Here is a 23,759-nt window from a genome sequence, read left to right as displayed (position 1 = left end):
CATGAAACACCTCGTTGACATCGCGGATCTCACCCGCGACGACGCCATCGCGATCATGGATGAGGCCGACCGTTTCAAGGAAGCCCTGGACGGCCGCGACATCAAGAAGTTGCCCACACTTCGTGGGCGCACCATCTTCACCCTGTTCTACGAGAACTCCACCCGCACGCGTTCCTCGTTCGAGACCGCGGGCAAGTGGATGAGCGCGGACGTGATCAACATTTCCGCTTCCAGCTCCTCGGTGAAAAAGGGCGAGTCCCTCAAAGACACGGCGCTCACGGTGCAGTCGGTCGGCGCCGATGCCATCATCATGCGACACTCCGCATCCGGTGCCGCGAAGCTGCTCACGCAGTGGCTGCCGGAGACCAGCATCATTAACGCCGGCGACGGCAAACACCAGCACCCGACCCAGGCCCTGCTGGACGCGGTGACCATGCGCCAGCGCATCGGCGAGATCGCCGGGCGCAAGGTGGTCATCGTGGGCGACATCGTGCACTCGCGCGTGGTCCGCTCCAACGTTGACCTGCTCACGCTGCTCGGCGCGGAAGTCGTGCTGGTCGCGCCGCCAACCCTGCTGCCCACCGGGGTCGAGCACTGGCCAGCGCGCGTGGCTTACGACTTGGACGCGGAGATTGCGGACGCGGACGTGGTGATGATGCTCCGCGTGCAGGCCGAGCGCATGCACGGCGGCTTCTTCCCCTCGCACCGCGAGTACGCCTCGCTGTACGGGCTGAGCGCGGCTCGCGCGGAACGCATGAAGGACGGCGCGATCATCATGCACCCGGGCCCGATGTTGCGCGGAATGGAAATCAATTTTGCTGTTGCGGAGCGCCAGAACACGGCGGTGTTGCAGCAGGTAACCAACGGTGTCTACACGCGCATGGCCGTGCTGTTTACGCTGCTTGCGGGAGAGGAAAAGTAAATGGCAAAGATTCTGTTGAAGAACGTGCGCCCGTACGGCGAGGACGAGGTGCAGGTGCTTATCGACGGTGGCGTGATCACCGCCATCGGCACCGAACTCGACGTCAACGACGCCGAGAGCGTCAAGGACGCCGAGGTCATCGACGCGAAAGGGAAGGTGCTTCTGCCGGGCCTGGTGGACATGCACGTCCACTTGCGCGAGCCGGGCCGCGAGGACACCGAGACCATCGCCACCGGCTCTGACGCCGCCGCGAAGGGTGGGTTCACCGCCGTGTTCACCATGGCGAACACTAGCCCGGTGATTGATCAGCCGTTTTTGGCTGACGCCGTGTGGGAAAAGGGCCAGGCCTACGGGAAGTGCGACGTGTACCCTGTTGGCGCGATCACGCAGGGGCTTCAAGGTGAGCAGCTCAGCGAGATCGGCCTGATGAGCCGCGGCCACGTGCGGATGTTTTCCGACGACGGAAAGTGCGTCAACAACCCGCAGGTGATGCGCCGCGCGGTGGAGTACGCGAAGGCGTACGACGTCCTGCTGGCTCAGCACGCCGAGGACCACCGCATGACCGCGGACTCGGTCGCGCACGAGGGCGAGGTGGCCGCACGACTCGGTTTGGGCGGCTGGCCGCGCGTCGCCGAGGAATCGGTGGTGGCACGCGACGTGATCATGACGCGCGACTACGGCGGGCGCCTGCACATCTGCCACGCCTCGACCGAGGGCACCGTGGAACTGCTGCGGTGGGCGAAGTCCCAGGGCATCGCGGTAAGCGCCGAGGTTACCCCGCACCACCTGCTCCTCACGGACGAGAAGCTGGAAACCTACGATGGCGTTTTCCGCGTCAACCCGCCGCTTCGCGAGTCCCGCGACACAGTCGCGCTGCGCGACGCGCTGCTCGACGGCACCGTGGACGTCGTGGCCACTGACCACGCGCCGCACGGCTCCGAGGACAAGTGCGTGGAGTTCGAACACGCGAAGCCGGGCATGCTCGGGCTGGAGACCTCGCTGGCCATCATTGCCAAGGTCTTCGTCGAATCCGGCCTGGCAGATTGGCGCTTCGTGGCCAAGGTAATGAGCGAGCGCCCCGCGGAGATCCTGCGCCTGGCCGACCAGGGCCGGCCGATTGCGGAGGGCGAGCCAGCCAACCTGGTGCTCGTGGACCCGGGTGCCGCGTGGACCGTACACGGCGACGAGCTCCGCTCGAAGGCCTCGAACACGCCCTACGAAGGCACCGAGTTTTCCACTAGCGTGGCACTGACGCTGCTGCGCGGCGAGGTGACCTACCGCGCCACCCCAAGCGACACCACAACCAGCACGAAGTAAGGAACCACCATGACTGAATCTCGAATCCCTGCGGCACTCGTGCTCGGAGACGGCAACGTCTACCGCGGAACCGCCTTTGGCGCCGTCTCGGCTGATTGCGACTCGCAGGACTCCGCGACGAGCGAGCCGGTGTACGGCGAAGCCGTCTTCACCACTGGCATGAGCGGCTACCAGGAGACCATGACGGACCCGTCCTACCACCGCCAGATCGTCGTGATGACGGCACCGCAGATTGGCAATACCGGCTGGAACGACGAGGACAATGAGTCCCGCGGCAACCGCATCTGGGTCGCCGGCCTGATCATCCGCGACCTGTCCAAGCGGGTCTCTAGCTGGCGCGCGGAGCGTTCGCTGGAAGAGGAGATGCGCAACCAGGGCATCGTGGGCATCAGCGGCATTGACACCCGCTCCGTGGTGCGCCACCTGCGGAATTTTGGTTCCATTCCGGCTGGCATTTTTGTGGGGGAGGACGCCGCACAGAGCGTCGATAAGCTTGTGGCGCTGGTGAACGAGCAGCCGAGCATGGCTGGAGCCGACCTGTCCGCCGAGGTCAGCGCGGACGAGCCGTATACGGTCAAGGCGCAAGGGGAGAAGCGCTTCACCGTCGTGGCGTACGACATGGGCGTGAAGACGGCGACCCCGAACCACCTGGCCAAGCGCGGGGTGGAGACCATCGTCGTGCCTGCGAACACTCCCTTTGAGGAGATCACTCAGTACAACCCGGATGGCGTATTCATCTCCAACGGTCCGGGCGACCCGGCGACCGCCGATGAGATGGTGGACATCACCCGCAAGGTCCTCGAACAGAAGCTGCCGCTGTTTGGCATCTGCTTTGGCAACCAGATCCTCGGCCGCGCGCTGGGGCTGGAGACCTTCAAGATGAAGTTCGGCCACCGCGGCATCAACGTGCCGGTGAAGAACCACCTGACCGGCAAGATCGACATCACCTCGCAGAACCACGGCTTCGCGCTGAAGGCGCCGGACGGCGTTGGCGTGGGCGAGAAGTTCGACACCGACTTCGGCCCGGCCGTGGTGTCGCACACCTGCCTGAACGACGACACCATGGAGGGCGTCGCGCTGGAAAACGGCATGGCGTACTCGGTGCAGTTCCACCCGGAGTCTGCCGCCGGACCGCACGACGCGAACCCGCTGTTTGATCAGTTCATCGAGCTCATGCAGCAGCACAGCCCGAACGCACAGTAACCAGGAACCAGGAAACACAAGGGAGAATTCACGATGAAACGCAACGACATCAACCACGTCCTGGTTATCGGTTCCGGGCCAATCGTCATCGGTCAAGCCTGCGAGTTTGACTACTCGGGTACCCAGGCGTGCCGCGTGCTCAAGGAGGAGGGTCTGCGCGTGACCCTCATCAACTCCAACCCGGCCACCATCATGACCGACCCGGAGTTCGCCGACCACACCTACGTCGAGCCGATCGAGCCCGAATACATTGACAAGATCCTCGCCCGCGAGGCCGAGCAGGGCAACCCGGTGGACGCCATCCTGGCAACCCTCGGCGGCCAGACCGCCCTCAACGCTGCGATCCAGCTGGACCGCCAGGGCATCCTGGCCAAGCACGGCGTGGAGCTCATCGGCGCAAATATTGACGCCATCGAGCGCGGCGAAGACCGCCAGAAGTTCAAGGACATCGTTGCCAAAATCGGCGGCGAGTCTGCGCGCTCCCGAGTCTGCTTCAACATGGACGAGGTCCACGAGACCGTCGCCGAGCTGGGACTGCCCGTCGTCGTGCGCCCGTCCTTCACCATGGGTGGACTCGGCTCCGGCCTGGCGTTTTCCATGGAGGACCTGGACCGCATCGCCGGTGGCGGCCTAGAGGCCAGCCCGGAGGCCAACGTGCTCATCGAGGAATCCATCCTCGGCTGGAAGGAGTACGAGCTGGAGCTCATGCGCGACGGCGACGACAACGTCGTGGTCATCGCGTCCATCGAAAACGTTGACGCGCTCGGCGTGCACACCGGCGACTCCGTCACCGTGGCGCCCGCGCTGACGCTCACCGATCGCGAGTACCAGACCATGCGCGACCAGGGTATCGCGATCATCCGCGAGGTCGGCGTGGACACCGGCGGCTGCAACATTCAGTTCGCGGTCAACCCGGACGATGGCCGCATCATCACCATCGAGATGAACCCGCGCGTCTCGCGCTCGTCCGCACTGGCGTCGAAAGCCACTGGCTTCCCGATTGCAAAGATCGCCTCGCTGCTGGCCATCGGCTACACCCTCGACGAGATCACCAACGACATCACCGGCGAGACCCCGGCGGCGTTCGAGCCGACCCTGGACTACGTTATTGCCAAGATGCCGCGCTTTGCCTTTGAGAAGTTCCCGGGCAGCGACGACACCCTCGGTACCTCCATGAAGGCGGTCGGCGAGGCCATGGGCATTGGCCGCAACTACATCCAGAGCCTGAACAAGGTCATGCGCTCGATGGAGGACAAGCCGAACGGTTTCTGGACCAGGCCCGACGAGTACTTCGCGGAAGGCCGCGAGCAGGACCTCAACGCCGTGCTGGATGACCTGAAGACGCCGACGGACAAGCGCATGTACGACGTCGAGCTGGCCCTGCGCCTCGGCGCGTCGATCGAGCTCGTGCACGAGGCCAGCGGTATCGACCCCTGGTTCCTCGCCGAGCTGCAGGCGCTTGTGGACTTCAGGAGCACGCTTGCCGACGCCCCCGTGCTCGACGCCGACCTCCTCCGCGAGGCCAAAACGTACGGGCTGTCCGACGCCCAGATCGCCGCGCTGCGCCCGGAGCTGGCCGGCGAGGACGGCGTGCGCTCCCTGCGCTGGTCGCTGGGCATCCACCCCGTGTTCAAGACGGTGGACACCTGCGCGGGTGAGTTCGAGGCGCAGACGCCGTATCACTACTCGGCCTACGAGATGGACCCGAACGCGGAGTCCGAAGTCGCCGAGACCGGCCGCGAGAAGGTCATCATCCTCGGTTCCGGCCCCAACCGCATCGGCCAGGGCATTGAGTTCGACTACTCGTGCGTGCACGCGGCCCTTGAGCTGTCGCGCATTGGCTACGAGACGGTGATGGTCAACTGCAACCCGGAGACCGTCTCCACCGACTACGACACCGCAGACCGCCTCTACTTCGAGCCGCTGACGTTCGAGGACGTCATGGAGATCTACCGCGCCGAGCAGGCGTCCGGCACGGTGGCTGGCGTGATTGTCCAGCTCGGCGGCCAGACCCCGCTGGGCCTGGCGCAGAGGCTTGCCGACGCCGGTGTGCCCGTCGTGGGCACCAGCCCGGAAGCCATCGACCTGGCGGAGGACCGCGGCGAGTTCGGCGACGTGCTTACCGCAGCGAACCTGCCGGCACCGGCCTACGGCACCGCAACGTCCTTCGATGAGGCCCGCGAGGTGGCCAACGGTATCGGCTACCCGGTGCTCGTACGCCCCTCCTACGTGCTGGGCGGCCGCGGCATGGAGATCGTCTACGACGAGGCGAGCCTGCACGACTACATTGAGCGCGCCACCGAGCTGTCGCCGGACCACCCGGTGCTGGTGGACCGCTTCCTGGACTCCGCGATCGAGATCGACGTGGACGTGCTGTGCGACGGCGACGAGGTCTACCTCGGCGGCGTCATGGAGCACATCGAGGAGGCGGGCATCCACTCCGGCGACTCCGGTTGCGCGCTGCCGCCGATGACACTCGGCCCGGACGACATTGCCAAGGTGCGCCGCTCCGCGGAGGCGCTGGCGCACGGGATCGGCGTCAAGGGCCTGATGAACGTGCAGTTCGCGCTGAAGGACGACATCCTCTACGTCATCGAGGCAAACCCGCGCGCCTCGCGCACCGTCCCGTTCGTGTCGAAGGCGACGGGCGTGCACCTGGCCAAGGCCGCGTCGCGCATCATGATGGGCGCCTCCATCGCGCAGCTGCGCGAGGAGGGCCTGATCCCGTCGGACTACGACGGCGGCTCCCTCCCGCTGGAGCACCCGATCGCGGTGAAGGAGGCGGTCCTCCCGTTCACGCGCTTCCGTCGCCCAGACGGCTCGCTGCTGGATACCATCCTTGGCCCGGAGATGAAGTCCACGGGCGAGGTGATGGGCCTTGCCCCGTCCTTCGGCGTGGCGTACGCGAAGGCGGAGACCGCAGCGTTTGGCGCCTTGCCCACCGAGGGGACTGTCTTCGTCTCGGTGGCCAACCGCGACAAGCGCACCCTCATCTTCCCGATCCAGCGCCTGTACACCATGGGCTTCAAGGTGGTGGCTACGGCCGGCACCGCCCAGATGCTGCGCCGCAACGGCATCGAGTGCGAGGTCGCCCAGAAGGCCTCCGAGGTGCGCGAGGGCGGCGAGGGGACCTCGATTGTGGACCGCATTAACGACGGCGAGATCGACCTGATCCTCAACACCCCGGCCGGTTCCTCCGGCGCCCGCCACGACGGGTACGACATCCGCGCGGCGGCCGTCGTCGCTGGCGTGCCGATCATGACCACGGTGCAGGGCGTGACCGCGGCCGTGCAGGGCATCGAGGCGATCCGGGACAACGAGATCACCGTGATGAGCCTGCAGGAGCTCGAGCACGCAGCCAAGGAAGAGGCGAGCGCCGATGCCGAGTAGCGCCCCGCAGCCCGGGTTCGGCGGACGTCTCGTCGCCGCGGGCGAGCGCCACGGTCGGCTGTGCGTCGGCATCGACCCGCACGCCGCGCTGCTTAAGCAGTGGGGCCTCCCAGATTCCGTCGACGGCTTGCGCCGCTTCGCGGAGATCTGCGTCGAGGCGTTCGCCGGGCACGTCGCCTTGGTGAAGCCGCAGGTCGCGTTCTTTGAGCGCTTCGGCGCGCGCGGCTTTGCGGTCCTGGAGGAGACGCTGGCGTCACTGCGCGAGCGCGGCACCCTCTCGGTGGCGGATGCGAAGCGCGGCGACATCGGCTCGACCATGGCCGGCTACGCGGCCGCCTGGCTGGAGCCGGGCGCTCCGCTGGAGGCCGACGCGGTCACGCTGACGCCATACCTCGGCGTCGGCTCGCTGGAGCCCGCCATCGAGTTGGCCGGCCAGCACGGCAAGGGCGTGTTCATCATGGCCGCGAACTCAAACCCGGAGGCGGAGGCGTTCCAGAGCTCGCTTATCGACGACCGCACGATCGCCCAGTACATGGTCGACGGGTGCGCGGCGTACAACGGCGATGCCGAATCCGGAATCGGTCACGTTGGGGTCGTGGTGGGCGCGACCGTCGGCAAGCCGCCCCTGCTTGAGCGCCTCAACGCGCCGGTGCTCATGCCCGGGGTGGGCGCGCAGGGCGCCACGATGGATGACGTGGCGCGCATCGCCGGCGCGCAGGCGCGGCTGGTGTTTCCGAACGTCTCGCGGTCCGTGCTCAGCGCTGGCCCTGACGTGGGGAAACTTCGCGACCGGGCCGGTGAGCTGGCAAAATAGGAGCTTCGCCGGGGTCGTTTGCGCTTCTGGGCAAAAACCCTGGTAGTTTAGTTCCGTCAACGCGTTGACGTGGTTAAATCCTTTGACGCATCGGGCCGCGGTTGCGGTGCGGTGGCCGGGGCACGCTCCCCGGCGCGCGTCGGCGCGGAGGATCTGACCCAGTGCTACACTTAGCCAGAACTGAGAGTTGCACGGATGGCATTCGGGCTGTTGAACGGCCCTGTGGATTCGTGTGGTGGTCTCGGCTTGACGGCTTCGGTAGAACTGGACCGATACGTACTACTACACACATGGAGGAACCAGTGGCACTTCCACAGTTGACTGATGAGCAGCGTAAGGCAGCACTTGCAAAGGCAGCCGAGGCACGTAAGCAGCGCGCAGAGCTGAAGGCTTCGCTGAAGCGCGGCGACACCGACCTCAAGGACGTGCTGGACAAGGCTGAGTCCGACGAGATCATTGGTAAGACCAAGGTCTCCGCACTGCTCGAGGCGATGCCGAAGGTGGGCAAGGTCAAGGCCCGCGAGATCATGGAAGAGCTGGAAATCGCACAGACCCGCCGTCTGCGCGGCCTGGGCGAGCGTCAGCGTCGCGCCCTGCTGGAACGCTTCGGCTTCTCCGAGGACTAGAGATGGCTGAGACAGCGCCGCGTGGGAGCCTGGTCGTCCTGGCCGGGCCCTCCGCTGTAGGGAAATCGACAGTGGTGCGGCGGCTTGTCAGCGACGTCCCGGATCTTTATTTCTCCGTCTCTATGACCACCCGGGCACCCCGCCCGGGCGAGGTCGACGGGGAGGACTACTTCTTCGTCAGCGCTGATGACTTCCAGCGCCGGATTGACGCGGGGGAGATGCTGGAGTGGGCCGACATTCACGGCGGCCTGCAGCGTTCCGGCACCCCGTCCGGTCCGGTGCGTGAGGCCCTCTCAGCCGGTCGCCCCGTGCTCGTGGAGGTTGACCTCGCCGGGGCTCGCAACATCAAGCAGTTGATGCCGGAGGCAAGAACGGTGTTCCTTGCCCCGCCGTCGTGGGAGATTCTGGTGCAGCGCCTGTCCGGGCGTGGCACCGAGACCGAGGACGTGATTCAGCGTCGTCTCACCACGGCTCGTGAAGAGCTCAACGCTCAGGATGAGTTTGATAGCGTTGTGGTCAACGATGACGTGGATTCGGCCGTCGCGGCAATTGCCAGCATCCTGATGAATACATCGAACAACAACACAAGCGAGTAGGTTTTTAGTGAGCAACATTACTGAGGAACCGTCGCAGGCAGCCCCGGAAGCTACCGAGGACAAGTCCTACGACGCACCCGAAGGCATTACTGCGCCTCCGATTGATGAGCTGCTGACCAAGGTGTCGTCCAAGTACGCACTGGTTATCTTCGCCGCGAAGCGCGCACGCCAGATCAACAGCTTCTACCAGGATTCCGAGGACGGCGTGTTTGAGTTCGTCGGCCCGCTGGTCACCCCGGAGGCGGGGGAGAAGCCGCTGTCCATTGCGCTGCGTGAGATCCAGGCTGGTCTCCTCGAGCACGAAGAGGGCCAGTAACGCCTCGGCGGCCCCGCGTCGCCTGAGACATCGAATCGGCACCACCGAGCAAGCCTGCATTGGGTTTGCGGGTGGTGCCGTTTGCGTAGACTAGGCCACCATGAGTCAACGCAACGTAGTCGTCGGCGTCGCCGGCGGTATCGCGGCATACAAAGCCTGCCACCTGATCAGAGACTTCAAAGAGGCGGGGGACGACGTCCGCGTGGTCCCGACCGCCAACGCGCTCAACTTCGTCGGCGCCGCCACATTCGAGGCGCTGTCCGGGCACCCGGTGGACACCGGTGTCTTCGAGCGGGTCGACGACGTGCAGCACGTTCGCATTGGTCAGGAGGCTGACCTGATTGTGGTGGCCCCGGCGACCGCGGACGTGATCGCGCGCATTGCAGCGGGGCGCGCGGACGACCTCCTGACCGCGACGGTGCTCGTGGCCACGTGCCCCGTCGTCGTGGCACCGGCGATGCACACGGAGATGTGGCACAACGCTGCCACGCAAGCGAACGTGGCCACGCTGCGCAGCCGTGGGGTGACGGTCCTGGAGCCCGCGCACGGGCGGCTGACCGGGAAGGACTCTGGCCCCGGTCGGTTGCTCGAGCCTCAGGCGATTGCGGAGCTTGCGCGCACGGTCGCCACGATCGGGCCGCTGGGCCGCCCGCTGGAGGGCAAGCGCGTGCTGGTCAGCGCCGGGGGCACGCAGGAAAACATCGACCCGGTCCGGTACGTGGGCAATCGGTCCTCCGGGCGCCAGGGCTTTGCACTGGCCGATATTGCCGCGCACAAGGGCGCGCAGGTCACTGTGGTTGCGGGAAACACGGAGGCGCTGGAGACCCCGGCTGGTGCAGACGTGGTACGGGTGACCTCGACCCGCGACATGGAGCGCGAGATGCGCTCGCGTGCTCCCGAGGCGGATGTGGTGATCATGGCCGCCGCCGTGGCAGATTACCGGCCGGCGCACGAGGCGACCTCGAAGCTGAAGAAGGGGCAGGCCGATGCGTCGCTAGAGCGCATCGAGCTGGTAGAAAACCCGGACATCCTGCGTGGGCTCGTTGACATGCGTGACAACGGGGAGACGACGGCGGCGATTATGGGGTTCGCGGCTGAGACGGATAACGCGCTGGAGTATGGGAAGGCAAAGCTGGCACGCAAGGGTGCGGACCTCCTGATGGTCAACGACGTCTCGGGCGGCAAGGTATTTGGGCAAGCCCGGAACTCGGGGTGGTTGCTGTCGCGCGACGGCGGGGTCGCCACGATTGAGGACGGCACCAAGCACGAGGTCGCGGCGCAGATCTGGAGCGCGATTGAGGCCGCGGGGCACGACACGGAAGCATAACGTTGCCAACTTAGACAGCTTGGTCTATCGTGGTGTTCATTCGCGTGGGGCGAGGTGGCGTCGTTAAGCGTTCGCCCCGCTCGCGCTTAGCCTGCACGGCGATGAGATACGAAACAGTGCTGCACCGAAAGCGAGACCATTTTGTCTACTGATCCTTACTACCGTTTGTTCACCAGCGAGTCGGTGACCGAGGGCCACCCCGATAAGATCTGCGATGCCATCTCAGACGCCATCCTGGACGACATGCTCGCGCAGGATCCCGCAGCGCGCGTGGCTGTAGAGACTCTGGTCACCACCGGACAGGTGCACGTGGTGGGCGAGGTCAACACGACGGCGTACTCCAACATTGCGAAGATCGTGCGCGACAAGCTGGTCAGCATCGGCTTTACGTCGTCCGAAGTGGGGTTCGACGGGCGTACGTGCGGCGTCAACATCGCGATCGGTGACCAGTCGCTGGAGATTTCGGAGGGTGTGTCGACCTCGCAGGAGGTCCGCGAGCAGTCCTCCGCGGAGGCGGACGATCAGGCCGGTGCCGGCGACCAGGGCCTCATGTTTGGGTACGCCACGAATGAAACGCCGGAGTACATGCCGCTTCCCATTTCCACCGCGCACCGCCTTGCGCGGAGGCTCACCGAGGTGCGCAAGATGGGCAAAGTGGTGGGCCTGCGCCCCGACGGCAAGACCCAGGTCACCTTTGCCTACGACGGCAACACCCCTGTCGCACTGGACACGGTGGTAATTTCCACGCAGCACGACCCGGACTTCACCGGCGATCCGCTGCGCAACGCCCTGCGTACCGAGGTGCTCGAGTGGGTAGTCAAGGACGCCGGTTTGGAGCAGTACTACACGCCGGACACGAAGCTGCTGGTGAACCCGTCCGGCTCGTTTGTGCTCGGCGGCCCGATGGGGGACGCCGGGCTGACCGGCCGCAAGATCATCGTGGACACCTACGGCGGCATGGCTCGCCACGGCGGCGGGGCGTTCTCGGGCAAGGACCCCTCAAAGGTGGACCGCTCGGCCGCGTACGCAATGCGCTGGGTGGCCAAGAATATCGTCGCCGCGGGCCTGGCGGAGCGCGTCGAGGTCCAGGTGGCGTACGCCATTGGCCGCGCCACCCCGGTGGGCCTGTACGTGGAGACCTTCGACACCGCCGCCGAGGGGCAGACGGATGCCACGATCCAGCAGGCCGTGGAGAAGGTCTTTGATCTCCGACCTGCCGCGATCATCCGCGAGCTTGACCTGCTGCGCCCGATCTACGCCCAAACCGCAGCGTACGGGCACTTCGGCCGCACCGATGTGGAGCTGCCGTGGGAGCAGTTGAACAAGGCGGAGGAGCTCAAGGCCGCCGCCAGCTAGTGCGCTAAACTCGGGCACCATGTCGTCGTCGCCCGCAACCCAGTACCCCGTCGCGCGGGTGCTGCCGATGTTGGGCCTGGCGCAGCTGGACCGCACCTTCGACTACCTGGTCACAGAGGGCGACTCCGAGGCCGCGCAGCCCGGGGTGCGGGTGCGGATCCGCTTTGCGGGCCGACTGGTGGACGCGATTGTGCTCGAGCGCACTGCGGTCTCCTCGCACGAGGGGAACCTTCGCTTCATCGAGCGCGTCATCTCGCCGGAGGTCGTTGCGCCAGAGCAGTTGCGCTTGCTTATCGACGCCCTCGCGCAGCGCTACGCCGGCGTCCGCTCCGACATCTACCGCTCCGCCATCCCGGCGCGCCACGCCAAAGCCGAGGAGACCGATACGTCGACGCCCTGGGACGAGCTGGGGGAGGCGACCGAGCCAGACCTCTCTGCGTGGAGCTCCTATCAATACGGGGAGAGCTTTGTCGACGCAGTCCTGGACGGGAAACTCGCACGCGCCGCCTGGCAGGTCGTGCCTGGCGAGGACTGGGCCGCGACAGTGGGGGCGCTCGCCGCGAAGGTCGCGCTCAGCGGGGGCGGCGCGCTCGTCGTCGTGCCCGACCAACGCGACGTGGACCGGTGCGAAGCAGCGCTGCGCGAGTACGTTTCGGCGCGCCAGGTGACCACGCTCACCGCGAAGCAGGGGCCGCAGGCGCGGTACTCGCGCTACCTCTCGATCTTGCACGGCCAGGGCCGGATCGTGGTGGGGACCCGCTCGGCGGCGTTTGCCCCCGTGCGCAACTTGCGGTTGATAGTGCTCATGCACGATGGGGACGAGAGCCTGGTCGACCCCCGCGCGCCCTACGCTCACGCACGCGAAGTACTCACCACCCGCTCGGCGCAGGAGCAGGTGCCGCTGATCATCGGCGGGCATGCGCGGACCGCGGAAACGCAGCTGTTTGTGGAGCGCGGTTGGATGCACGAGCTGCTCGCCCCGCGGGCGGTGCTCCGGCAGGTCAGCCCACGCATCCACGCGGCGGGGGACTCGGACGCCGCTATGGAGCGGGACCCCCGGGCGCGGCAGGCAAGGATGCCGTCGGCGGCCTTCATGGCCGCGCGCGCTGCGCTGCGCCGCGGGACGCCGGTGCTCTTCCAGGTCCCGCGCACCGGCTACATCCAGTCCCTGGCCTGCGGGCAGTGCCGCGCGCCGGCGCGCTGCAGGTGGTGCAACGGCCCGCTCGGCCTGCCCGCCGGCGGCGAGGCGTCGGCGCCGACGTGTCGGTGGTGCGGCCGCATGGACCCGGCGCACGTTTGTCCGGAGTGCGGGTCGAAACGGGTGCGCGCGATGGTGCTGGGCACCGAGCGCACGGCAGAGGAGCTTGGCAGGGCGTTCGCGCAGTTCCGGGTGCGCACATCGTGGGGCGACAAGGTCCTGGATGCCGTGCCTGCGGAGCCGGCGATCATTGTGGCCACCCCGGGGGCTGAGCCGGTTGCGGATGGAGGCTACGGCGCGGCCGTGCTGCTGGACGTGTGGGCGCTGCTGCAGCGGCCGGACCTGCGGGCGGTGGAGGACACGTACGCCAAGTGGGCGGCCGCTGCCGCGCTCGTGCAGCCGCACGCCGACGGCGGCGAGGTTGTCGTGGTCGCGGAGCCGTCGCTCCCGGTCGTGCAGCACCTGATCCGGTGGGACGCCCGCGGGCACGCGGCACTCGAGCTGGCGCAGCGGCGGGACGCCCGCTTCCCGCCCGCGGTGCACATCGCTGTGGTGGACGCGCCGCGCAAGGCGTTGGACGACTTCTTTGGCAACGTGGAGTTGCCGGACCACGCGGAGGTGCTCGGTCCGGTCGACCTCCCGCCGGGAATCGACGTCCCGGGTGAATGGGACCGGGGCGAGTACGGCCCGGCCCAGCGGATGCTCGTGCGCTCACCGCTCCATGGCCGCGCCGCGCTAGGTTCGGCGCTCCGCACCGGACTGATCAACCGGGCGGCGCGGCGGCAGACCCTTCCCCTGCGCGTTCAGGTCAACCCGATAGACGTGGGTTAGGCGCCGCGGTGGAGCAGTAGACTGGGCGGGCAAACGCTGCCTGCGGCGCACGAGTGGTGCGGGGGCGGTGACGTCGATAAGCCCGGGCGACCGGGGGAGGAGAAAGATATGCGGCTAGTGTTCGCCGGCACCCCGGAACCAGCGGTGGTGGCGTTGCAGCGACTCATTGATTCACAGCACGAGGTCGTGGCGGTGCTCACTCGGCCCGACGCGCGGCGCGGGCGCGGCCGTACGCTGCACCCCTCGCCGGTCAAGGCGCTCGCGGTCGAGCACGGCATCGAGGTCCTGGCACCGGAGAGCTTGCGCGAAAACGAGGAGATTCGGGACCGACTCACGGCGCTGGCGCCGGACGCAATCCCGGTGGTGGCGTACGGCAATCTCATCCCCGAGGACATGCTGGGCATACCGAGGCACGGGTGGGTCAACCTGCACTTTTCGCTCCTGCCACGGTGGCGCGGCGCGGCGCCGGTCCAGTCCGCGATCCTCGCCGGTGATACGGAGACGGGCGCGAGCACCTTCCGCATTGACAAAGGTCTGGACACCGGCGAGGTCCTCGGCACCATCACCGAGACCATCGGCGCGGAGGACACCGCCGACGATCTGCTTACGCGCCTGGCCTACGCCGGCGCGGACCTCCTCGTGGACACCATGACGGGGCTCGAAAATGGCACGATCACACCCACGCCGCAATCGGGGGAGGCCACCTACGCGCCCAAGATCGTGCCTGCCGACGCCCGCGTGGACTGGTCCGCACCCGCCGCCGACATCGACCGCGCCGTGCGAGCCCACACCCCGGGCCCCGGCGCGTGGACGACGGTGGGCGACGACCGTTACAAGCTGGGCCCCGTCGCGCTTACCGGCGAAGACACACTCGCGCCCGGCGCGGTGCGAGTGGAAAAAAACCGGGTTGTCGTGGGCACTGCGACGCAGGACGTGGTGTTGGGCATGATCCAGCCGCCGGGAAAGAAGCGGATGAACGCCGCCGACTGGGGCCGCGGCCTGCAGCCGGCGCAGATTGAGCAGGGAGTGGTGTTCGCATGAGCGGAGGATTCCGATCCCGCTCGGCAGGGCGGCGCAGCCAGGAGACAGCGCGCAACCAGGAGCCCGAGCGCAAGGGGCAGAAAAGCGGCCGCGGTGACCGCCGCGGCCAGGCGAGCCGGCGTGGTGGCGCCAACAAGCGGGGTCCTGCTACGCGCACTGGAGACGCGGCGCGAGAGGCGGCCTTTGACGTGCTGCTCCGTGTGAGCGAGGAAGGCGCGTACGCGAACCTGGCGCTGCCGGCGCTGCTGCGGGAGCGCAAGATCTCCGGGCGCGACGCGGCGTTTGCCACCGAGCTGACGTACGGTGCGCTGCGCACGCAGGGCGTGCTGGACGCGGTGATCGCGGAGAACTCCTCGCGTGAGCTGGACCGGATCGACCCGCGGGTGCTGGCGGCGCTTCGCCTGGGCACCTACCAGCTGCTCTACACCCGTGTGTCCTCGCACGCGGCGGTCGACACGTCGGTGCGGCTGGTCGAGGCCGCCGGCCAAGGCAAAGCGAAGGGCTTTGCCAATGGCATCCTGCGCACGATCGACCGCTCCACGCCACAGCAGTGGTTTGACCGGCTCACGCCCTCCGGCGCGCTGGAGGCGGCGGCGTTCCGCCACGCGCACCCGGCCTGGATCGCACGCTCCTTTTTCGCCGCGCTCGGGCTCGACAGCGAATCCTCGCCCGACCAGCTGGCCGAGCTGGAGCGCGCCCTCGAGTCGGATTCGGCTCGCCCCACCGTGCACCTGGTCGCCCGGCCCGGCGAGCTCTCCGCCGAGGAGCTGGCGCTGAGCATCGGCGGGGAGGAAGGGACATACTCCCCGTACGCGGTGTACCTCGATGAGGGCGATCCGGGTCAGCTCGAGCCGGTTCGTGAGCGGCTCGCCGCCGTGCAGGACGAGGGCTCGCAGCTCATCGCACGCGCCGTTGCCGAGGTGCCCGTCGAGGGAGATCAAGGCAAATGGCTTGACTTGTGTGCGGGGCCCGGTGGCAAGGCGGCGCTGATGGGCGCGCTCGCGCGCATCGACGGCGCGTCGGTCGACGCCGTGGAGAGCAGCGCGCACCGCGCCGAGCTCGTTCGCAAGGCAACCGACGGTCTCCCGGTCCGCGTCCACACCGCGGACGGCCGAGATCCTGGTCTCGCACCGGGCTACGATCGAGTGCTTGTCGACGCCCCCTGCTCCGGCCTTGGCGCGCTGCGCCGTCGCCCGGAGGCGCGCTGGACCAAGTCCGAGCGAGACATCGCCGAGCTGACCACCCTGCAGTCCGAGCTTCTTGCCTCCGCGATTCGCCTGGCGCGCCCCGGCGGCGTCATCGTGTACTCGACCTGCTCGCCGGACCTGCGGGAGACGCGCGGTGTCGTCGACGCGGCGCTGGGTGACGGCGGGGTTGAGGAACTCGACGCCGCCGGGTTCGCCTGCGGCATGGAGCACACCGGCGAATTTCCGAGCGTGCAGATGTGGCCGCACCGGCACGGCACCGACGCGATGTTCTTCGCGGTCCTGCGCAAGAAGTAAGCTCGGTGGCATGATCTACATCGCCCCCTCCATCCTGGCCGCCGACTACGCCAATCTTGGCGCGGACGTGCGGAAAGTCCCCTCGGCAGACCTGCTCCACGTGGACATCATGGACGGTCATTTCGTGCCTAACCTCTCGTTCGGGCCGGACGTGACAAAAGCCGTCAACGGTGTCACCGACCAGTTCCTGGACATGCACCTGATGATCGAGGAGCCGGAGCGGTGGTTCGCCACCTACGTCGAGGCGGGCGGCGACCGGCTGATTTTTCACGTGGAGGCGACCAGGGACCACGTTGCCGCGGCGCGCCAGTGCCGTGAGCTCGGCGTCCAGGCTGGCTTTGCCATCAAGCCTGGCACCCCGATCGAGCCGTACCTCGACTCGGTGTCGGAGTTTGATCAGGTCATGGTGATGAGCGTGGAGCCCGGCTTTGGCGGACAGAAGTTTATGCCCGAGGTGTTGCGCAAGGTGATGACGTTACGCGACCACATTGCCGCGGAGAGCTTGGACACCATCATCGGCATCGACGGCGGGATCAGCAACGCGACCATCGCACAAGCCGCGGAGGCTGGCGTCGACGCGTTTGTCGCGGGCTCCGCCGTGTTCGGCGCCGACGATCCTGCGCAGGCGGTGGAGCGACTGCGCGAATTAGCACAGGAGGCGGCCAGCGGCCCCGGTTCCGCGAGTTGACACGTATCCTGAACCCTGTCAGTCTGTCGCAAAACCCATCTCATTGCAGGGCGCGCGCGTTGCGACGGGCGTCGGCCCGGGACCTACGCGTCGCGCAGTACGCGCGTTGAAGGAGTGTTGTACGCATGACCGCTTCCGGTGCGCCGGAGGATTATTCCCCGAACGCTGAGGGATACACCCTTGCCATTGTGGCGACCCGCTGGAACGCACGCATTGTGGACATGATGCGCGAGCGCGCGCGGGATACCGCGCGCGAGCTCGGGGCGAAGGCAGATGAGTACCTCGTGGATGGGGCGATGGAGCTCCCCGTGGTGACCCAGGCGTGCGCGCGCCGCTACGACGCGGTGGTCGCCCTCGGGTGCGTGATCCGCGGCAAGACGGCCCACTTCGAGGTCGTGTGCGACTCCGTAACCAGCGGCCTGACCAGGGTGTCGCTGGACGAGGGCACTCCGGTGGGCAACGGTGTGCTCACCGTCGAGGATGAGGACCAGGCCTACGAGCGCTCTGGCGGCGAGGACGCGAAGGAAGACAGGGGAGCGTTGGCCGTACGAGCCGCGCTCAGCGCCGCAGTCGAGCTGGGCAAAGTACGGGCGCTGCGCGAGCGGGACTAGTATCCGAAGGGACCCGTAGCAGGTTCCTGATACCCCAATGCAGCACACCTATAGACGAGGCAGGAAAGGGAGAAGCGAGTGTCGGAGGATACAACCCAATCGAGGAAGCTCAGCGACGAAGAACTCGCGTACCTTAACGCTCTCGACCCCCACGCGGTGACGTCGTCCAAGCCGTGGGAATTCACGGCGAAGTCGCCGTTTCTCAGGCGTGTGGCCATCGTCTGGATCATCGTGGTGATGGCTGTGCACATCTTTATGTCGGCCGTCGTGGACGTGAAGTTCACCGGGGTGGCCATCACCGGCGTGGACAAGTTCGCGTTCATCGGCGTCGGACTCATCATCTCCGCCTTGTCCTGGTACTTCCTGACCCGCCCCCGCGTTCGCGCTAATGAAGACGGCGTGGAGGTCTCCAACATCATCGGGACGAGGTTCTACCCCTGGCTCGTGGTCTACGGACTCTCGTTCCCCAAGGGTGCCCGCATGGCGCGCCTTGAACTCCCGGACTTTGAGTACGTCCCGCTGTGGGCCATCCAATCCGGAGACAAGGAGCACGCGTTGCGCGCCGTTGGCCAATTCCGAGAGCTTGAAGCAAAGTACATGCCGCAGGATTAACCTCCTGTCGCCGATGTGTGAAGGAGGCGCGCCCACGTGGCGAACCCGAAGGACTACCGCCCGGCCCCAGGGACCATTCCGACGGAGCCGGGAGTGTATAAGTTCCGCGACGCGAATGGTCGTGTCGTGTACGTGGGCAAGGCTAAAAGCCTTCGCGCAAGGCTGAACAACTACTTCCAGCCGCCCGAGCACCTGCACCCGCGCACCAGGCAGATGGTGTTCACCGCGGCCTCGGTGGAGTGGACCGTGGTGGCCAGCGAGGTGGAGGCGCTCCAGCTCGAGTACACGTGGATCAAGAGGTTCGATCCTTGGTTCAACGTGATGTATCGGGATGATAAGACGTACCCGATGCTCGCCGTGAGCGTGCGAGAGCGGTACCCGCGAGCCTTCTTCTATCGCGGGCCCAAGCGGAAGGGGGTGCGTTATTTCGGCCCGTATTCCCACGCGTGGGCAGTGCGCGAAACGCTTGACCTGCTCACCCGGGTGTTTCCCATCCGCACCTGTTCCAACGGCGTGTATAACCGCCACGAAACGTTGGGGCGCCCCTGCCTGCTTGGGTACATCGACAAGTGCGCCGCGCCGTGCGTGGGCCGGGTCGACGAGTCGGAATACGAAGACATCGTTGCTGGCTTTATGGGGTTTATGTCCGGCAACACGGACAAGGTCGTGCGCGATATGACTGCGCAGATGGAGTCCGCCGCGGAGCACCTCGAGTTTGAGAAGGCCGCGCGGCTTCGCGACGACCTCGGCGCCGTCAAAAAGGTCATGGAGCGCCAAACGGTCGTGCTCAGCCCGGATACGGATGCGGACATCATCGCCTTCGATACGGACGAATTGGAAGCCGCGGTGCAGATCTTCAATGTCCGCGGCGGCCGCATCCGCTCGCAGCGCGGCTGGGTGGTGGAGAAGTCTGGCGACGAGCCCGGCTCCGCGGAGCGCCTCGACGGGGATGGGCCAGATCCTGCGCTGCCCGTGCTCGTGCAGAACTTCCTCGTGCAGTACTACTCCGACGCGGTGGAGCGCCAAAAGCAGGAACAGGCGGAGGACGCCCGTCGGGCCGCGGAGACCATCAAACGCCGCGGCGTGGACCAGGAATCGCACGCGGAGGTGCGCTCGCCAGTTCCGGTGCCCAAGGAGATCCTCGTGTGCGCGATGCCGGACGAGGAAGAGGAAGTCACGAAGCTGCTCGAGGGCCTGCGCGGCGCACAGGTGAACATCCGCGTCCCGCAGCGCGGTGACAAGGCGGCCCTGATGGAGACCGTGCGCAAGAACGCCGCCGATGCGCTGCACCAGCACAAGCTGAAGCGGGTCGGCGACCTCACCGCCCGTTCCCAGGCGCTCCAGGACATCCAGGACGCGCTTGGCATGGAGGAGGCGCCGCTTCGGATGGAGTGCACGGATATTTCGCACATCCAGGGCACCGACGTGGTGGCTTCGCTCGTCGTGTTTGAGGATGGCCTGCCCAAGAAGCAAGATTATCGACGCTACCGCATCAAGGAAGCCGCCGGCGACGGTCACTCCAACGACGTCGGCTCGATCGCCGAGGTGACCAGCCGCCGCTTCAAGCGCTACAACGAGGACAAGCTGGCCAACCCGGACGAGGAGTCTGCCGCAGTGATGTTCGCGGAGGAAGCCTCCGAGGTGGAAACGACCAATAACAAGCGGTTCGCGTATCCGCCACAGTTGTTCATCGTTGATGGCGGCAAGCCCCAGGTCGATGCCGCGCAGGCAATTTTCGACGAGCTGGGCGTGGTCGATGTCCAACTCATCGGCCTGGCCAAGCGCCTCGAGGAAATCTGGGTCCCGGACGATGACGAGCCGGTGATCCTGCCGCGCAACTCGGAGGGCATGTATCTCCTCCAGCAGATCCGCGACGAGGCCCACCGCTTTGCCATCACGTACCACCGCCAGCAGCGCTCCAAGCGCATGCGTTCCTCCGCCCTGGACGCGATCCCTGGCCTCGGGCCCTCCCGACGGTCGGAGCTGGTCAAGCACTTTGGCAGCGTGAAGAAGATGAAAGCGGCGTCCGTCGAGCAGATCGAAGAGGTCAACGGCGTTGGGCCGAAGCTGGCCGCGACGATTTACGAGCACCTGCACAAGGGAGAATGAGCCCTCGCTGCAAGTTCCTCCGCAGACTGGGACAGGCGCGGTCCGAGTTCCGTTAGGATGGCCGTATGACTCAGCACCAGGACCAACCGCTCCACCCGGTCATCATTACCGGCTTGTCCGGCGGCGGGCTTTCCACCGCTGCGAAGATTTTTGAGGACAAGGGCTACTTCGTGTCTCAGAACCTGCCCCCGCAGCTGATTCTGGAGCTGGTGGGCATGTCGACCGCGAAGGATTCCCCGGTGTCGCGTCTCGCCGTGGTGACGGACGTGCGCGCGAGGAAGTTCAACGGGTCGTTGATGAATACGATCTCGGAGATCAAGAAGCTCGGGTTCGCCCCGTTCATCCTGTACCTCGAGGCGCGTGATGACGTGCTGATCCGCAGGTTCGACTCGGTGCGGCGCACCCACCCGCTCCAGGACGGGGACACGTTGCAGCACGGCATCGAGCGTGAGCGCGAGGCGCTCGAGCCGGTGCGCGACATCGCCGACGTGATCATTGACACGACCAACCAATCGGTGCACGACCTGCGGCGTTCGATTGAGGCGTCGATAGGCGAGCTTGCGACTGGGAAGCAGCACGTCACGCTGGAATCCTTTGGGTTCAAACACGGCTCGCCGCGTGACGCGGACATCGTGCTCGACGTGCGCTTCCTCCCGAACCCTTACTGGGTGCCGGAGCTACGCGAGTTCCGTGGCGTGGACAAGCCGGTGTCGGACTACGTGCTGAGCCGGGAGGACGCGGAACCGTTCATCGACAACTTTGTGCGATTGCTCAGTAGCACGCTCGAGGGCTACCAGCACGAGGGCAAGGACTTCATCACCGTCGGGGTGGGGTGCACGGGCGGGCACCACCGGTCCGTCGCGGTCGCAGAGGAAATCGGCCGGCGGCTGCAGCAGAAGCCACGCCTGGAAGTCAACGTCTTACACCGCGACCTCTGCAGAAACTAGCGCTGCAGCGCAATCACACTGGGTGAGCGGGTCAGAGGGCCCGCCACCTTGCCGTATCCAATTCTTCATAGCTTTCCGTTGAAAGGAGACCGCGATGAGCTCGAGCGAACGCCTTGCGTTCACCTGCCTGGGTGGCGGTCATGGTCTGTACCAAACACTGCTGGCTGCGCGGCGTGCGCAAGCGACGGACATTAACGCCGTCGTGACCGTCGCCGACGACGGTGGCTCCTCCGGTCGCTTGCGCCGTGAATTCCCCATCATCCCGCCCGGGGACCTGCGCATGGCCACGGCCGCGCTCACTGCGGACGATGAGGACGGGGAGCTGTGGCGCGAGGCGCTGCAGCACCGCTTCGGGGGAAACGGTGTGATGGCGGGACACCCGCTAGGAAACCTCATGCTGGTGAGCCTCGTGGAGCGCTTCGGCGACATGCAGACCGCGCTGGACATTGTGGCGAAGTGGACGCGGTCCGCGGGCCGAGTGATCCCGATGTGCTCACAGCCGTTGGACATCGAGGCGGATGTCTCCGGGCTTGATGATGACCCCCGCGTTCTCCGCTCCGTGCGTGGTCAGGCGGCGGTGGCGTCCACCTCTGGTGCTGTCCGGCGGGTTCGCTTGCTGCCCGAGCAGCCCGCTGCTTCCGCGGAAGCCGTGGCGGCGATTCGGGATGCGGACATCGTCACCATCGGGCCAGGCTCCTGGTTTTCGTCCGTGCTCCCGCACCTCCTGGTTCCGGAGATCGTCGCTGCGCTGAACCAGACGGACGCCATGGTCGTGGTGATGCTCAACCTCCTGCCACAGGCCGGGGAGACCCCGGGCTTTAGCACGGAGCGCCACATCCACGTCCTGAGCCAACACGCGCCGGAGCTGCAGGTCGACTACCTCCTCGCGGACAACCACATCAGCCCATCCGAGGGGGAGCGCACGCATCTCCAGCGCGCCGCGGAACGGCTCGGTGCAAAAATCGCGTTCCGTGATGTCCACCAGCCCGTGCCAGAGGGCAAGCAGGCCGAGAAGCACGACCCGGACAAGTTGGCAACGGCAATTTTGGAGTTGTACCGGGCACGCTAGAATCAGGCGTCGGTACACCTGGCCCCGGTGCGAAGCGAGAGGCCTGCGAGACATCAACTGCGAAGGGAAAGGACCACGGTGGCGCTGACCGCGAAAGTCAAAGATGAGCTGCTGAGCGTACGCGCCACCCAGGCAAGCGCGCAGATTGCGGAAGCAACGGCGATGATCCGGTACGCCGGAACGTACGAGCAGACGCCACACGGTACGGTCCTGCGCGTTGAACTTGCCGAGCACCCCGTCGCCGAGCGACTGCAGCAGTTGCTTGACGCGACTACCGGTGTCGCGACCACGCTCGAGGTCATCGCCCCCGGCTCCGCGAGCAAGGAACGCAAGTGCGTGGTGACCGTTTCCGAGGGGTTGCGCGAGGTCGTACGGAAGCTCCGCTTGATCACGGCCTCCGGGCATCCTGTGGAAGGGATGCCGCACACCATCATCTCCGGCCCGATCGCGGATGTGGAGGCTGCTTGGCGCGGGGCGTTCCTTGCCCGCGGCTCGCTCACTGAGCCAGGGCGCACCGCGGCGCTCGAGGTGGCGTGCCCTGAGGAAACTGCCGCCTTGGCACTCGTCGGGTTGGGGCACCGGCTTGACGTGGCGACGCGGACGAAAGAAACGCGTGGCATCGAGCGAGTCTTCGTCCGCGACGGGGAGACGATCGCCATCCTGCTGAGCAGGATGGGCGCACCGCTCGCGCGCCTGGAGTGGGACGAAAAGCGCAAGCGGAAGCAGCTGCGCGCGCGATCGGGGCAGCGGCTGGCAACGTTCGACGACGCGAACACGCGCAGGTCCGCACAGGCGGCGGCCGCGGCCGCGCGCCGCGTGGAGCGCGCGATGGAGATCCTGGGCGACAACGTGCCCGAGCACCTCGCGGAGGCGGGGTATCTTCGTGTGGAGCACCGCCACGCCTCGCTCGAGGAGCTGGGCAAGCTCGCGGATCCGCAGATGACCAAGGACGCCGTCGCAGGTCGCATCCGCCGCCTGCTCTCCCTCGCTGACAAGGAAGCGAAAGAGCTGGGAATCCCGAACACGCAGGCCGCGGTTGAGCAGGCCGAGCGCGGCGCGGCGGACGACGACGTCTCGAACGCGAAGTAAAACGACATCACAACTCGCGCACTCGTCTATTTCCGGGGGGTGTGAGATATGCCATACCCGAAAGTTGTTTCAGTATCACCTTTCTAGAGTTCGATGGGTGGAGGGGGAGCGGTCGCGTTTGCCGTGCTGAAGGCGTGTAGCTGGCAAGGGGAGGGGACGGTCAGAATGTCAACCGGGCGCAAAACCCACACCGGT

The 23,759-nt window shown here is 66.6% G+C and carries 20 protein-coding genes; all 20 read left to right on the top strand.

All coding sequences use genetic code 11. From position 1 onward, the window contains the following. The first annotated feature begins 1 nt into the window (after window position 1). Window positions 2-922: an aspartate carbamoyltransferase catalytic subunit gene (locus CKJ85_RS06005; protein WP_095553739.1), complete on the top strand. Its 921-nt coding sequence runs from the start codon at window positions 2-4 to the stop codon at window positions 920-922. Beyond that, window positions 923-2,239 carry a dihydroorotase gene (locus CKJ85_RS06000; protein WP_095553738.1) on the top strand — a complete coding sequence of 439 codons (1,317 nt, stop codon included), beginning with the start codon at window positions 923-925 and terminating at the stop codon, window positions 2,237-2,239. A gap of 9 nt (window positions 2,240-2,248) precedes the next feature. After that, window positions 2,249-3,442, top strand: a complete 1,194-nt coding sequence (gene carA / locus CKJ85_RS05995) for a glutamine-hydrolyzing carbamoyl-phosphate synthase small subunit (protein WP_095553737.1) — start codon at window positions 2,249-2,251, stop codon at window positions 3,440-3,442. A gap of 33 nt (window positions 3,443-3,475) precedes the next feature. Next, window positions 3,476-6,832: a carbamoyl-phosphate synthase large subunit gene (gene carB, locus CKJ85_RS05990; RefSeq protein ID WP_095548161.1), complete on the top strand. Its 3,357-nt coding sequence runs from the start codon at window positions 3,476-3,478 to the stop codon at window positions 6,830-6,832. Then, window positions 6,822-7,646: an orotidine-5'-phosphate decarboxylase gene (gene pyrF, locus CKJ85_RS05985; RefSeq protein WP_095553736.1), complete on the top strand. Its 825-nt coding sequence runs from the start codon at window positions 6,822-6,824 to the stop codon at window positions 7,644-7,646. Before carB ends, pyrF begins: the two co-directional genes overlap by 11 nt. Window positions 7,647-7,948: 302 nt before the next feature. Further along, on the top strand, window positions 7,949-8,272 hold the full coding sequence (gene mihF, locus CKJ85_RS05980) for an integration host factor, actinobacterial type (protein WP_095276401.1): 324 nt from the start codon (window positions 7,949-7,951) through the stop codon (window positions 8,270-8,272). Window positions 8,273-8,274: 2 nt separating this feature from the next. Further along, on the top strand, window positions 8,275-8,868 hold the full coding sequence (gmk, locus tag CKJ85_RS05975; protein WP_095553735.1) for a guanylate kinase: 594 nt from the start codon (window positions 8,275-8,277) through the stop codon (window positions 8,866-8,868). Between the two features lie 16 nt (window positions 8,869-8,884). Continuing rightward, complete coding sequence (rpoZ, locus tag CKJ85_RS05970) at window positions 8,885-9,184, top strand: DNA-directed RNA polymerase subunit omega (RefSeq protein ID WP_144717015.1); 300 nt, start codon at window positions 8,885-8,887, stop codon at window positions 9,182-9,184. 100 nt (window positions 9,185-9,284) lie between these two features. Next, window positions 9,285-10,511, top strand: coding sequence for a bifunctional phosphopantothenoylcysteine decarboxylase/phosphopantothenate--cysteine ligase CoaBC (coaBC, locus tag CKJ85_RS05965; RefSeq protein WP_095553734.1), 1,227 nt, complete (start codon window positions 9,285-9,287; stop codon window positions 10,509-10,511). 141 nt (window positions 10,512-10,652) lie between these two features. Continuing rightward, window positions 10,653-11,867 carry a methionine adenosyltransferase gene (gene metK / locus CKJ85_RS05960; RefSeq protein WP_369825027.1) on the top strand — a complete coding sequence of 405 codons (1,215 nt, stop codon included), beginning with the start codon at window positions 10,653-10,655 and terminating at the stop codon, window positions 11,865-11,867. Between the two features lie 19 nt (window positions 11,868-11,886). After that, window positions 11,887-13,896, top strand: coding sequence for a primosomal protein N' (locus CKJ85_RS05955; RefSeq protein WP_095553732.1), 2,010 nt, complete (start codon window positions 11,887-11,889; stop codon window positions 13,894-13,896). 108 nt (window positions 13,897-14,004) lie between these two features. Then, window positions 14,005-14,937: a methionyl-tRNA formyltransferase gene (gene fmt, locus CKJ85_RS05950; protein WP_095553731.1), complete on the top strand. Its 933-nt coding sequence runs from the start codon at window positions 14,005-14,007 to the stop codon at window positions 14,935-14,937. Continuing rightward, window positions 14,934-16,439: an RsmB/NOP family class I SAM-dependent RNA methyltransferase gene (locus tag CKJ85_RS05945; protein ID WP_095553730.1), complete on the top strand. Its 1,506-nt coding sequence runs from the start codon at window positions 14,934-14,936 to the stop codon at window positions 16,437-16,439. The genes fmt and CKJ85_RS05945 overlap by 4 nt, the downstream gene beginning before the upstream one ends. A 10-nt stretch (window positions 16,440-16,449) precedes the next feature. Beyond that, on the top strand, window positions 16,450-17,127 hold the full coding sequence (gene rpe, locus CKJ85_RS05940; RefSeq protein WP_095553729.1) for a ribulose-phosphate 3-epimerase: 678 nt from the start codon (window positions 16,450-16,452) through the stop codon (window positions 17,125-17,127). Window positions 17,128-17,252: 125 nt separating this feature from the next. Next, window positions 17,253-17,738, top strand: a complete 486-nt coding sequence (gene ribH, locus CKJ85_RS05935; protein ID WP_095536189.1) for a 6,7-dimethyl-8-ribityllumazine synthase — start codon at window positions 17,253-17,255, stop codon at window positions 17,736-17,738. 78 nt (window positions 17,739-17,816) lie between these two features. Then, on the top strand, window positions 17,817-18,350 hold the full coding sequence (locus tag CKJ85_RS05930) for a PH domain-containing protein (protein ID WP_095553728.1): 534 nt from the start codon (window positions 17,817-17,819) through the stop codon (window positions 18,348-18,350). Between the two features lie 36 nt (window positions 18,351-18,386). Continuing rightward, entirely contained in the window at window positions 18,387-20,459 is a 2,073-nt protein-coding gene (gene uvrC / locus CKJ85_RS05925; protein WP_095536618.1) for an excinuclease ABC subunit UvrC, read from the top strand. 65 nt (window positions 20,460-20,524) lie between these two features. Continuing rightward, window positions 20,525-21,406, top strand: a complete 882-nt coding sequence (rapZ, locus tag CKJ85_RS05920) for an RNase adapter RapZ (RefSeq protein WP_095276437.1) — start codon at window positions 20,525-20,527, stop codon at window positions 21,404-21,406. A 94-nt stretch (window positions 21,407-21,500) separates the two neighbouring features. After that, window positions 21,501-22,475: a uridine diphosphate-N-acetylglucosamine-binding protein YvcK gene (gene yvcK, locus CKJ85_RS05915; RefSeq protein ID WP_095536186.1), complete on the top strand. Its 975-nt coding sequence runs from the start codon at window positions 21,501-21,503 to the stop codon at window positions 22,473-22,475. 78 nt (window positions 22,476-22,553) lie between these two features. Continuing rightward, window positions 22,554-23,564 carry a DNA-binding protein WhiA gene (gene whiA, locus CKJ85_RS05910; RefSeq protein ID WP_095536616.1) on the top strand — a complete coding sequence of 337 codons (1,011 nt, stop codon included), beginning with the start codon at window positions 22,554-22,556 and terminating at the stop codon, window positions 23,562-23,564. Window positions 23,565-23,759 lie beyond the last annotated feature (195 nt).

Origin of the sequence: Corynebacterium sp. NML 150383, from assembly GCF_002285085.1 — a bacterium.
GTDB lineage: Bacteria > Actinomycetota > Actinomycetes > Mycobacteriales > Mycobacteriaceae > Corynebacterium > Corynebacterium gottingense.
This window is presented reverse-complemented; position numbering and strand designations above follow the sequence as displayed.

Bases quoted from the DNA above. Each gene is read 5' to 3' on its own strand.
- rpe (WP_095553729.1), top strand. From the start codon at position 16,450: ATGATCTACATCGCCCCCTCCATCCTGGCCGCCGACTACGCCAATCTT.
- rapZ (WP_095276437.1), top strand. From the start codon at position 20,525: ATGACTCAGCACCAGGACCAACCGCTCCACCCGGTCATCATTACCGGC.
- fmt (WP_095553731.1), top strand. From the start codon at position 14,005: ATGCGGCTAGTGTTCGCCGGCACCCCGGAACCAGCGGTGGTGGCGTTG.
- gmk (WP_095553735.1), top strand. From the start codon at position 8,275: ATGGCTGAGACAGCGCCGCGTGGGAGCCTGGTCGTCCTGGCCGGGCCC.
- CKJ85_RS05945 (WP_095553730.1), top strand. From the start codon at position 14,934: ATGAGCGGAGGATTCCGATCCCGCTCGGCAGGGCGGCGCAGCCAGGAG.
- CKJ85_RS06005 (WP_095553739.1), top strand. From the start codon at position 2: ATGAAACACCTCGTTGACATCGCGGATCTCACCCGCGACGACGCCATC.
- carB (WP_095548161.1), top strand. From the start codon at position 3,476: ATGAAACGCAACGACATCAACCACGTCCTGGTTATCGGTTCCGGGCCA.
- pyrF (WP_095553736.1), top strand. From the start codon at position 6,822: ATGCCGAGTAGCGCCCCGCAGCCCGGGTTCGGCGGACGTCTCGTCGCC.
- ribH (WP_095536189.1), top strand. From the start codon at position 17,253: ATGACCGCTTCCGGTGCGCCGGAGGATTATTCCCCGAACGCTGAGGGA.
- carA (WP_095553737.1), top strand. From the start codon at position 2,249: ATGACTGAATCTCGAATCCCTGCGGCACTCGTGCTCGGAGACGGCAAC.
- coaBC (WP_095553734.1), top strand. From the start codon at position 9,285: ATGAGTCAACGCAACGTAGTCGTCGGCGTCGCCGGCGGTATCGCGGCA.
- CKJ85_RS06000 (WP_095553738.1), top strand. From the start codon at position 923: ATGGCAAAGATTCTGTTGAAGAACGTGCGCCCGTACGGCGAGGACGAG.
- CKJ85_RS05955 (WP_095553732.1), top strand. From the start codon at position 11,887: ATGTCGTCGTCGCCCGCAACCCAGTACCCCGTCGCGCGGGTGCTGCCG.
- yvcK (WP_095536186.1), top strand. From the start codon at position 21,501: ATGAGCTCGAGCGAACGCCTTGCGTTCACCTGCCTGGGTGGCGGTCAT.